At 35.4% G+C, this 10,759-nt stretch carries 12 protein-coding genes; 6 read left to right on the forward strand and 6 right to left on the reverse strand.

Features of this window, described 5'->3' with window-relative positions; genetic code table 11:
- Positions 1-72: 72 nt before the first annotated feature.
- The 5 genes from QWC74_RS08785 to QWC74_RS08805 form a co-directional block, all read right to left on the reverse strand.
- Positions 73-279: a hypothetical protein gene (locus QWC74_RS08785; protein WP_006783629.1), complete on the reverse strand. Its 207-nt coding sequence runs from the start codon at positions 277-279 to the stop codon at positions 73-75.
- Positions 280-641: 362 nt separating this feature from the next.
- Positions 642-1,913 (reverse strand): helix-turn-helix domain-containing protein, encoded by a 1,272-nt coding sequence (locus tag QWC74_RS08790; protein ID WP_006783628.1) that lies wholly within the window; start codon positions 1,911-1,913, stop codon positions 642-644.
- Positions 1,914-2,049: 136 nt separating this feature from the next.
- Positions 2,050-2,847 carry an Mrp/NBP35 family ATP-binding protein gene (locus tag QWC74_RS08795; RefSeq protein ID WP_353888915.1) on the reverse strand — a complete coding sequence of 266 codons (798 nt, stop codon included), beginning with the start codon at positions 2,845-2,847 and terminating at the stop codon, positions 2,050-2,052.
- Positions 2,848-3,069: an iron-sulfur cluster assembly protein gene (locus QWC74_RS08800; protein ID WP_288993981.1), complete on the reverse strand. Its 222-nt coding sequence runs from the start codon at positions 3,067-3,069 to the stop codon at positions 2,848-2,850. It abuts the gene before it with no gap.
- Between the two features lie 66 nt (positions 3,070-3,135).
- Positions 3,136-4,329, reverse strand: coding sequence for a nucleotidyltransferase (locus QWC74_RS08805; RefSeq protein WP_006783626.1), 1,194 nt, complete (start codon positions 4,327-4,329; stop codon positions 3,136-3,138).
- A 198-nt stretch (positions 4,330-4,527) separates the two neighbouring features.
- Here QWC74_RS08805 and QWC74_RS08810 point away from each other — a divergent pair, with 198 nt between their 5' ends.
- The 4 genes from QWC74_RS08810 to QWC74_RS08825 all read left to right on the forward strand — a co-directional run bounded on the left by QWC74_RS08810 (position 4,528) and on the right by QWC74_RS08825 (position 7,972).
- Complete coding sequence (locus QWC74_RS08810) at positions 4,528-5,049, forward strand: DUF177 domain-containing protein (protein WP_006783625.1); 522 nt, start codon at positions 4,528-4,530, stop codon at positions 5,047-5,049.
- An 11-nt stretch (positions 5,050-5,060) separates the two neighbouring features.
- Positions 5,061-5,240, forward strand: a complete 180-nt coding sequence (gene rpmF / locus QWC74_RS08815) for a 50S ribosomal protein L32 (RefSeq protein WP_006783624.1) — start codon at positions 5,061-5,063, stop codon at positions 5,238-5,240.
- Positions 5,241-6,320: 1,080 nt separating this feature from the next.
- Positions 6,321-7,202 (forward strand): choline/ethanolamine kinase family protein, encoded by an 882-nt coding sequence (locus tag QWC74_RS08820; protein WP_006783623.1) that lies wholly within the window; start codon positions 6,321-6,323, stop codon positions 7,200-7,202.
- A gap of 119 nt (positions 7,203-7,321) precedes the next feature.
- On the forward strand, positions 7,322-7,972 hold the full coding sequence (locus QWC74_RS08825; RefSeq protein WP_006783622.1) for a M15 family metallopeptidase: 651 nt from the start codon (positions 7,322-7,324) through the stop codon (positions 7,970-7,972).
- 23 nt (positions 7,973-7,995) lie between these two features.
- On the opposite strand, the gene QWC74_RS08830 is transcribed toward QWC74_RS08825, so the two are convergent.
- Entirely contained in the window at positions 7,996-8,937 is a 942-nt protein-coding gene (locus QWC74_RS08830) for a 4-hydroxy-3-methylbut-2-enyl diphosphate reductase (RefSeq protein WP_006783621.1), read from the reverse strand.
- A gap of 203 nt (positions 8,938-9,140) precedes the next feature.
- Here QWC74_RS08830 and QWC74_RS08835 point away from each other — a divergent pair, with 203 nt between their 5' ends.
- Positions 9,141-10,442, forward strand: coding sequence for a DEAD/DEAH box helicase (locus QWC74_RS08835; RefSeq protein ID WP_006783620.1), 1,302 nt, complete (start codon positions 9,141-9,143; stop codon positions 10,440-10,442).
- Between the two features lie 10 nt (positions 10,443-10,452).
- Positions 10,453-10,759 (forward strand): TIM barrel protein (locus QWC74_RS08840; RefSeq protein ID WP_353888914.1); only part of this gene is annotated, 307 nt, incomplete at its 3' end.

Raw genomic sequence — 10,759 nt, forward strand, 5'->3', positions numbered from 1 at the left:
GCTTAGTTAGCAACACCAAATATTATAGAACCAAAATAAAAAGGTAGCGAAAGCTACCTTTTTATTTTGGTTCTAATAAGTTGCAAAAATAGTGAAACTAGTGAGTAGATACTGTGGGATAAATTTTATTTGACATGGTTTAATTAATGGAGCTAGTTCATAGGCATACGTGGTAACGCCTGTAATTGAATTAGCATAAAAGATAAAGTCATCAACGTCAGGATCGAATAATCCCCATTGTTCTTGTGAATAACAGTATTGTATGAATAACTCTTTCATCGTATCAAACACTCCTATCTCAAGATGAATCCAGATGTATTTTTTATGATTGAAAAACTTTTGAATTCCCTACCAGTAGAGGATACCTCTTTGAGGGCAAGAAGCTCCCCACACGATTTGATTCCACATTTTATTAGATGAGTGCCTAGGTTAAGTAGCCACAAGGTCTTTAGTTTTTTCCTTCTAATGGGGAAAATCCTCGATGATAGAATATCTTAGTACTAAAGGAATCTAATCATTGAGACCGATTTGAAAAACATCAAGATAGTACTGTTTTATATGGTGGGGATTAATGTAGTTAAATTATATAATGATGAAAAAGTAATTTTTGTCGTAATTGGCACGAGAGATAAAATTAAAAATTAGGATAGGAGAAGTGACTCATGGTATTTGGATAATTTGTCTTGTGTTTGAAAGGCCATCTTATATTTTCCTTTTTCTAAGTAGAGATTAATCAAAGCAGTGGCATAACGTTCATATTGATGGAAATCTGCTGATTGGATGGCGACAGGGATTGCCTCTTTAAGTAGAAAAATTCGAAATAAGTCACCATAAGGATCATGAGTTAAGAATTCATAGTATTTAATCAAATAAATGATTTCTTGAGGTAAATCTTTATTTAGTTTAACTTTTTGTATCAGAGATACTTGCTTTGTTGATTGAGCTGACTGATAGTATAAATGGAGTAATTTCATTAATGAGGAGGGTGCAGTTGATTCTGAAAATAGCGCTTTTTTATAATATCTTTCGGCTTGATTGTATTCTTTTATCTTGAAATAATAGTCGCCCATCAAATTTAGTAATCGATTAAGGTAATGGAAAGGATCATCAAGTTTTAGTTGATGATAAAGCTTAAACATGAGGGGAGGAACCTTCGTATAGACGTGATTTTTGATGTAATCCTCGCATAAGAGCAACTCGCATTCAAGGGTATATTTCATTAAATATCGACTTGAAAAGCCTTGGAGAGCATCGTTTAGATGATGAATAGCTTGAATGGAATGATTGAAATTGAAATAATATTGGGCTAAGTGTAAAGAGAGAAGTGAATTTTCAAGTTTTAAGTGCTGACTAAGTTTAAAGGCTAATCGATAATATTTAATGGTTAATATTGGGTTTTTAAGTTTTAAATGGTAGACTCCAACAAAGTGATAGAAGAGGAGACATTCTTCGAGGGACATATAAGGTTGAAAATTTAATAAGTATTCGTAGGTCAGATGAATCTGATTCAAATGAGATAAAGTCAGATTAATCACGAATTGTTTTAATACCGTCTGATAAGGGTACGGTTCGGACGATATTTGATAGATAGATTCTAAATAATGGAGGTTACCTTGATCAAGGACTAATCGAAATGAACTCAACCAGTCATGATGGGGACTTTTTTTTATGTCAGGGATTGAATCCAGAGTTAGGCGCTTGAGTAAATTTTGAAGGATTTTAGGAGAAGGGTGAATCATTCCTAACTCAATTTTGGATAAGGTTGCAGGAGTACAAATTTTATCTGAAACAAATTCGAGCGTTTGATGTTGCCTGATTCGAGATTCTCGAAGGGTTAACCCAACATGAGAAATTGGTTTTGGGGAATTAATTTTCATTTCAAGTACTTGTAAGGCATTTTTATAATAATTCATAGCGTTCTCCTTGGATATTCAAGATAGTTTTAATTTTAAAGCGCTTTATCGAATTATGGTATAGATAAATTTGCTATGAACATGGATAAAATTGATGAAAAAAGAGGGATGATGTACCATCATCCCTCTTTTGAAATTATTTAAAAGATTTAATTACTTTATTAGCAAGCCCTAAGTAAGCTAGACCGATTTCTTCATCCATTCCAAAAATAGATTGAGATTGTCCGTTTTGTGGTTGACCAATTGGTAGTTGTGCTAATAATTCAACCCCTAATTTTGTGGCCACTTTTTCTCCACCACCAGAACCGAAGATGGCATCAAACGTGTTGCTAACTGGATTTGGATAGTATGACATGTTTTCAACAACCCCTAAGATGTTATGTTTCAATGATTTCGCCATATAACCAGATTTAACAGCGATATGAGAAGCCGTTGGGTGAGGAGTTGAAACTACAATTACGTGAGCTTCTGGGATTAATTTTTGAATATCAATTGCGACGTCTCCTGTTCCTGGAGGTAAATCGATTAACATAAAGTCAAGATCTTTATCCCATACGACATCATTAAAGAAATGATTTAACATACGATTAAGCATTGGACCACGCCACATTAAAGGTTCATCATTTTCTAAGAAGAACTCTGTTGAGATGAGTGGAATGTTTTGAGCTTTTGGTGGGTAGATACGATTTTTGGCATCCACTTCAAATCCTGTTTTCTCCATTTCAAAAATATGAGGAATACTAGGACCGTAGATGTCAGCATCGATAATTCCAACTTTTTTACCCAAACGAGAGAGAGCAACAGCTAAGTTCGCCGTAACCGTTGATTTTCCTACGCCACCTTTACCTGATGTAATGGCGATGTACTGTGTTTTCTTTTCATTTAATGGTGTTTCTTCCTCTGATTTTGGAAGTTGCTCAAATTGTAACTTGATTCATTTGAATTTATAATCAATTTTAACTAATTTTGCAATTTGACGGCTTAGTGTTTTTTCTTCTGATCCGCCTAATGTATCGATAGCCACAATTAATGTGACGATTGAATCCTCTTCGTTGACTGCTAAATGACGAATACTTTGTGTTTCGCCAAGAGATTTATTTGTACTAGGATCAACTAGTTGTTCTAATGCTTGTTTAATTTGATCTTTTAAACTCATGACCGATGTCTCCTTTGTTAATGTTCTGTGCTCATTATACACCAAAATCCTAAAATAAGTTAATGATTAACTCTTTAAAAAAATCGGGAAATTCTTAAATTCCGCTTGAATGAGAGTTGTACAGTGAGGTTCGGGTAAAATACAACTATAAGCAGCTGTTACCGCCTGCTCGTGAAGTAAGAACGGATGTCCCTTTGAATCAAATTTGCTATAAATGGGCACGTTAATTTGTTTCTTATGAAGTTTTAAATACTGTCTTCCTTTAGATGAAGCGCCTAAAATTCGAATATAAGGCGCTCCTTTGTCTAATTCCTGTACCAATTCTTTTGTGGTATGCGTCAAAATGTTAGCACAAATTCGTTGAAGTCTTGTTCTAGTATAGCGTTTTGTTTTAACTTTTTTCATAAAGTCTTCAAAATCTGTACTATCCATCATGGCAGCGTATAGACGATGCTCAATTCCTTCTTCAACGTCATGAATCATTTTTAAAGACCTAGGCGTTAGGGTTAAAATTTTCTGTTTTAGGAATGGAAAATAAGATTCCCACGTGTGATAGGTCTTGGTTAGTTCATAATTTTGTTCTAAAAGTTGATGCACTATTTTGGGAACATAGTTTTCATAAGGTTGCCCTGTTTCTCTTAAATGACGAATTGAGGTAGCACTCGAGAGTTCATGATGAGTAGGTAACACATCATGGTAATCACTATGAAGACGCTTGATGGTTTTGACGGATAGATTACTCTTTAAATCGTTAACGGCACGAATATAGTAAACCCCAAGGGTATTATTAGGCAGTGTTCCGAGTGTCGTATCTAAGTTTAAAGAGGTTAACGCTTTTTGATGAGCGAGTGGGACACTGTCCCCAAGTTTAATGAAGTTTTGAAGCTCTTTTTGAAAGTTTTCACTTTTAGAAATAGACTCCAATCTTTTTAAATCGTCAATTTTTCCGCTTTCGCTACCAAAAATTAAGTCATTCGCATGTATTTGTGTTAAAATAGAAACAGCCCCTTTAGCAAATAGGTCTGCGTGCTGGCAACTAAAGACATATGGAAGCTCGATCACTAAATCAGCTCCATTTGCTAAAGCCATTTTTGTACGTTCCCATTTGTTAATGACGGCTGGTTCGCCACGTTGAGTAAAATGCCCGCTCATTACGACAATTAATACATCTCCTTGAGATTGTTTTAAACTCTGTTTTAAATGATACAGATGTCCATTATGAAACGGATTATATTCAACAATTAAGCCAGTGGCCTTCATGGTATCACCTTCCTATTCATTATTATATCAAAGATGCATTGAGATTAATATGATGGATGGTTATATTCAGGTTAAGTGTCGGCTTAGACATAAAAAATTAAGATTAGTAAGACTACGACATCTTTTTTTGATTTGAGTTGTTGACAATGAAGAAAAAAGTATGTATAATGTAGTCTGTTGCAATTAGAGGTGATTGTAATGAAATGGGCTATCGCTCAGCTTATAAAACAAGGTTCACAAATCTTTGAAATTGACGAATTAGTTGATTTTTCAGATGTTGTGAAGCATCATGATGAAATTCGTAAACTATCGAAAGTTAAAGTCACAGGAACTGGACAATTACAAGGTAAAAAAGTAGTGTTCAACCTTCATATTGAAGGAAGCATGACATTACCGTGTGCATTAACACTTGAAGATGTAGAATATCCATTTAGCGTTGATACAGTTGAGATCTTCGTTTTAGATAGTGCTCTATATGAAGAAGGTGACGATGAAATCCTAGTAACTGGAACAACTGTCGAATTAGCACCGGTTATCTTACAAAATATCATGTTAGAGAAACCTTTACGTGTCGTAAAAGAAGGTGCTTACGAAGAAATGAAAAAACAAGGGATCGAATTCGAATCAGAAGAAGATTTGCACGAATCAGAACCTGTTCAAAAAATAGATCCTCGATTAGCAGTTTTATCAAAATTGCTAAATGATACTCAAGATAATTAGGAGGTGTCAAAATGGCTGTACCACAAAGAAGAACATCTAAAACTGCAAAACGTAAACGTCGTACTCACTTCAAATTAGAAGTACCAGGTATGGTAGCTTGCCCACAATGTGGAGAAATGAAATTATCTCACCGTGTATGTGGAACTTGCGGAACTTACAAAGGACGCGAAGTAGTAAAAACTGAAGAATAATACTTTGTTAATGGGCCCATTAATAAAGGTTTGGAGCCAGAGCAGAAATGCTCTGGTTTTTGTTTGTGGGGGCCCCATCCCTCGAAGAGGGTATCCTCAAATGATGGGGCTTTTCCTTATGGTGTTAAGTGACTTAACTCACCGCTTTAGTGCAACTATACTCCGTGCTCGGCGGAGTTATCCTTAAATGGTAGTCGAGGCGAGAGCAAAGACCATACGATAAGAAATAATCTAGATTAAAGAAGCAATCGAAAGGTTGCTTCTTTTTATGTGCTTCGAAAATTTTAGGGGGGGGACCATCCCTCGAAGAGGGTACCTCAAATGATGGGGCTTTTCCTTGTGGTGTTAAGTGACTTAACTTACCACTTTAGTGCAACTATATGCCGAGTGAAGCGAGGCGATTTCATAGTTGATAGTCGAGGTGTGAGCAAAGACCATATTAGAAGAAGAAGTCGATATTAAGTGACTGAAATTACCGCTTTAGTATAACGATACTTCAGGTATGGTGGAGTGATCCTTCATCAGTAGGTGAGCCGAGAGCTGAACGTATCTGATAAGAAATAGTCTAATTTTAAAGGAGCGACCAATGGTTGCCTCTTTTTATGTGGCGTGGAGTTGAGGATTAAAAAAGAGGAACTACAGAATTTTCTATTAGATAAGCATAAATTATTTAATAGAATTTTTTTATTTTGGTAAAATAATGGGATTAATGTTCGAATAGAGAATGTTCCGGGGAATCAGGATCAATAGGTCAATCATTAATAGGGTGTTTAAGGTAGTCCCAGAAGGGATCGGCGAGACACCTTAACTTTTAATCAGTAAAAGGGAGGTTATAAGTGTTTGATGATCAATTTGATTTTGATTATTAGCTATTAATTAACTAAATTTTGAGTTTAAATTGTATCGATACGATATATGATAATGTTTACATGTTTAAAATTGTACGTATAAAAAAGCTCTAATTTATCTATAATTGTGTTACAATTAGGACGAAAAAGACATAACCATTTACGAGAGTGTATGAGTTTTCTCGCGATCATCATTAAACATTGTGTTTTTTAGATAGAAGGAGTGACACTTATGGAATCAATTATCAAATCTGTAACGGCAAAAGCTTTAGGAGTAGATGAATCAAATGTTATCATTGATCATCGTTTAATGGGGGGGATGTCAAACTTCACTTATGTGGTTGAAGTAGAAGGAGCTAAATATACGTTTAGAATTCCTGGAAAAAATGCAGAAGTGTTTGTTGACCGCCAAGAAGAAAAAGAAAATATCGCGATTATTGATGCATTAGGAATCAATAATGAGACGATTTATGTCGATGTTGAAAAAGGATATAAAATTGCTAAGTTTGTGGAGGGAACTCCATTGAGTGAAGCAGAAGATGCACAACCTTACTTAGATGAAGTGGCAGTTGTTTTGCATAAACTTCATGATTCAGGATTAAAAGCGGTGAATGATTATCGCCCTTATGACCGATTAGATGCTTATGAAAAGTTGGTAAGTGATAAGGGTGAGTATCATACTGAGAAATATTTTGAATTAAAAGAAGAATTTTTAGGATATCGTTCCTTCTTAGATCAATTTCCATTAGTGATTTGTCACAATGATAGCCAAATTTCAAACATGGTGGTTGAAGCAGATCACACGTATTTATTAGATTGGGAGTTTGCAGGAAATAATGATCCGATGTATGATGTGGCTTGTGTTGGAAACAAGGATTTCGAGTTAGCATTAGCCTTTTTGCCGATTTATTTAGGCCGTGAGCCAAAAGTCGAGGAGTTAAAGCGTCTTTATTTATGGCGTGCTTTCCAATGCTTACAATGGCATAATGTTGCGTTATATAAAGACTTAATTGGATTAAGTGAGGACCTTCATTTAAATTTCAAGACGATTGCAAGCATGTATTCAATGAAAGCTGAACAGTTCCTAACAGAAGTTAAACAATTTGAAGCATAGTCAAAGGCTGAGAAGAAATTCTCAGCTTTTTTGTTTCAAATAAGAGGGATTGGTCAAAACTATTCATATCTATTAGCTGAACGGATTAAAATGATAAAGATGGAAAGAAGGGGTTAAACATGTGGCTCATAGCGATTTATCAAATGTTATTTAGTGTTGTTAATTGGTCGACGTCTATGGGTCAAGAGATAGTGGAGGAGATTGAGATGCAAGGATTTAAAATCATGACACTACAAGAACGATATGGTGATGAAGTAAAACAATGGGTTTATTTAGATGAAAGTGTTTTGGGTTATGATGATTTACGTTATTTATCGGTATTGCATTTTGGTTTTGATGGATATATTTATGAAGGTGAAATCATTGTTAATCAAAAAGTAGCGGATGAGGTGCTATCTATTTTTAAAGAGTTATACGGGATGAGATATCCGATTGAAAAAATGAAAGTGATAAGCTGTTATGGTGGTTCAGATGAGTTATCAATGATGGATAACAACAGCAGTGGATTTAATTTTAGAGAAATAACAGATGGTGGGAAGTTATCAAAGCATGCGCTTGGACTTGCAATTGATTTAAACCCACGGATTAATCCGTATATTAAATCAGGCACTGTATTGCCAAGCAATGGGGTTAGCTTTGTAGACCGAAATCAATGCATTCAGGGAATGATTAAACAGGGAGATTGTGTGTATCAGATTTTTAAGCGATATGGTTGGACATGGGGGGGAGATTGGACATCGCTTAAAGATTATCAACATTTTGAAAAATAAATAAAGCCAGGACAATCCTGGCTTTATTTGCGTTTAAATAACACTTTATCACTTGTAATATGTGAGGTTGTATCCCACGTTGAGGCATCTAATTCATCATAAACTTCTAAGAAATCAATGACTTCTTTGGTGATTGGAGTTGGAGTTGAAGCTCCTGCCGTAATCGCAACTGTTTCAACGCCCTTTAACCACGCTAAATTTAAATCACTTAAATCTGCGATTCGATAGGATGGTGTGTTAGCACGTTCAACTGAAATTTGTGATAAACGGGCCGTATTATTACTGTGTGGATCCCCTACGACAATTGTTAAATCGGCTGCACCTGCTTGATTTGCTACCGCTTCTTGACGAACCTGAGTTGCGTTACAAATTTCTTTAATGAAGATCGCTTTTGGGAATTTTTCTTTGATTTTTTCAGAAAGAGAAAAAACATCCCATAAACTCATCGTCGTTTGATTGGTAATGATGATTTTATCATTGGAGATTTGTAAGTTTTCAAGTTCGTTGGCATTTGAAATTAAATGAATGTGATGTTCATCAACACCAAGTGCGCCCTCTGTTTCTGGATGACCATTTTTTCCAATATAAATGACATCATACCCTAAGTCAATGTGTTCTTTCATTAACATATGTGTTTTAATCACATCTTTACAGCTAGCGTCAATGACATAAAGTCCTTTGTCAATTGCTTTTTGTTTAACGATGGGAGAGATACCATGTGCTGTGAAAATAACGGTTCCTGATTCAATTTGATCAAGAAGCTCAGCACGTGTTTTTTTCTTATCATCAATGGTAATCACCCCGAGTTGATTGATAGCATCTGTTATATGTTCATTATGAACAATCATTCCTAAAACATAGATTGGGCGTGGAAGTGTCTCATCATGTGCCGCGCTTTGAACTATATTTAAAGCACTGATCACACCTTGGCAATAACCACGTGGAGCAATTTTAATGACGTTCATGGATAGTCACCTCTTTTTATAATTTGTCTTATTATATCATATTTTAGTGTTTATCTCCTAATAATAAAGAATATAGGTTGAATTTGGTGGTCAAACTTTGGTAAGATAGAATTTGTGCGTAAAAAGGAATTACAACTTAGATAGAAATCATGGTTTATGAATGATTAAAGTTAGTCATACTAACAATTGAAGGAGTGGTATTAATGTCTGAACGTTTTCAAGATTTAAATATAAAGCCATACTTAAAGGCAGCGATTGAAGATTTACACTTTGAGGAGTTAACTCAAATTCAAGAACAAGTTATCCCATTAGCATTAGAAGGTAAAGATATTATTGGTCAGTCTCAAACAGGGAGTGGAAAAACACATGCGTTTTTAATTCCAATCTTTGAGTCACTAAAAGAAGACGTGCAACAAGTGCAAGCGGTGATTACAACCCCAACACGCGAACTTGCTGAACAAATTTATATTGTAGCAAGTCATTTAGCGTCATTTAGCGAAACACCAATTAAAATTGGACGTTATGTGGGGGGAACGGATAAAAAGCAAACGATTGAAAGATTAGGGGTACAACCTCAAATCGTGATCGGAACACCAGGACGTATTAAAGACTTAGCCATCAATGAACGTGCGTTATTAGTTCATACAGCTAAAATGTTTGTCGTTGATGAAGCAGATATGACACTTGAAACAGGATTCTTAACAGATATCGATCAAATTGCAGGTACAATGGGAAAAGACTTACAAATGATGGTCTTCTCAGCAACAATTCCTCAAGCATTAAAGCCGTTCTTAAAGAAATATATGACAGTTCCAACTCATATTCACATTCAACCACGTCAACAAACAGCGGTTAAAATCAATCATATTTTATATCCAACGAAACACCGCAGCCGTGTTAATATTGTGGCAAATTTACTTAAAACCATTAATCCATACTTAGCGATTATCTTCGTTAATACCAAACAACATGCCACAGAAGTTTCGAATGCTTTAACATCACAAGGGCTACAAGTTGGGCAGATCCATGGGGATTTAACACCACGTCAACGCCGTCAAATGATGCAACGTATTCGTAATTTAGATTTCCAATACATCGTGGCAACGGATATTGCAGCACGTGGAATCGATATTGAAGGAGTTAGCCATGTTATTAACTATGAACTTCCTCAGGATTTAGAGTTTTATATCCATCGTGTTGGTCGTACAGCGCGTGGAAATTATGATGGAGTAGCTATTACATTATATGATTCAGCCGAAGAAGAATTATTACAAGAGTTAGAAGAACGTGGAATTAAATTCAACTATAAAGAATTAAAAAACGGTGAATTGGTAACGGTTAATGCTCGTAATAGTCGCCAAAAGCGTGAAAAGAAAGAAAATGAAATTGATAAAATTGCAAAGGCAAAAGTTCGTAAACCGAAAAAAGTAACACCAGGTTATAAAAAGAAAATGAAGTTTGAAATGGATAAAGTAAAACGTCAAGAGCGTCGTAAAAGAAAGTAAGGTGAGCTAGATGTTAAAAATCGGATCTCATGTTGGGATGGCTGGAAAAGAGATGTTACTTGGAGCTGCTAAGGAAGCTCATTCATATGGAGCGAATACGTTTATGATTTATACGGGTGCTCCTCAAAATACACGTCGTAAAGCAATTGAAGAGTTAAATATCGATGCGGGATGGAACTATATGAATGAACATGGGATTTCTGATATTGTGGTTCATGCGCCTTATATTATTAACTTAGCGAACACTGTAAAGCCTGAAACATTTGAATTAGCGGTTGAGTTTTTAGCTAAAGAGATTGAGCGTTCGGTTGCCTTGC

It is taken from the genome of uncultured Turicibacter sp. (assembly GCF_938044715.1).
Lineage (GTDB): Bacteria > Bacillota_I > Bacilli_A > MOL361 > Turicibacteraceae > Turicibacter > Turicibacter sanguinis.

Bases quoted from the DNA above. Each gene is read 5' to 3' on its own strand.
- QWC74_RS08835 (WP_006783620.1), top strand. From the start codon at position 9,141: ATGTCTGAACGTTTTCAAGATTTAAATATAAAGCCATACTTAAAGGCA.
- QWC74_RS08785 (WP_006783629.1), bottom strand. From the start codon at position 279: ATGAAAGAGTTATTCATACAATACTGTTATTCACAAGAACAATGGGGA.
- QWC74_RS08820 (WP_006783623.1), top strand. From the start codon at position 6,321: ATGGAATCAATTATCAAATCTGTAACGGCAAAAGCTTTAGGAGTAGAT.
- rpmF (WP_006783624.1), top strand. From the start codon at position 5,061: ATGGCTGTACCACAAAGAAGAACATCTAAAACTGCAAAACGTAAACGT.
- QWC74_RS08790 (WP_006783628.1), bottom strand. From the start codon at position 1,913: ATGAATTATTATAAAAATGCCTTACAAGTACTTGAAATGAAAATTAAT.
- QWC74_RS08830 (WP_006783621.1), bottom strand. From the start codon at position 8,937: ATGAACGTCATTAAAATTGCTCCACGTGGTTATTGCCAAGGTGTGATC.
- QWC74_RS08805 (WP_006783626.1), bottom strand. From the start codon at position 4,329: ATGAAGGCCACTGGCTTAATTGTTGAATATAATCCGTTTCATAATGGA.
- QWC74_RS08800 (WP_288993981.1), bottom strand. From the start codon at position 3,069: ATGAGTTTAAAAGATCAAATTAAACAAGCATTAGAACAACTAGTTGAT.
- QWC74_RS08825 (WP_006783622.1), top strand. From the start codon at position 7,322: ATGTGGCTCATAGCGATTTATCAAATGTTATTTAGTGTTGTTAATTGG.
- QWC74_RS08810 (WP_006783625.1), top strand. From the start codon at position 4,528: ATGAAATGGGCTATCGCTCAGCTTATAAAACAAGGTTCACAAATCTTT.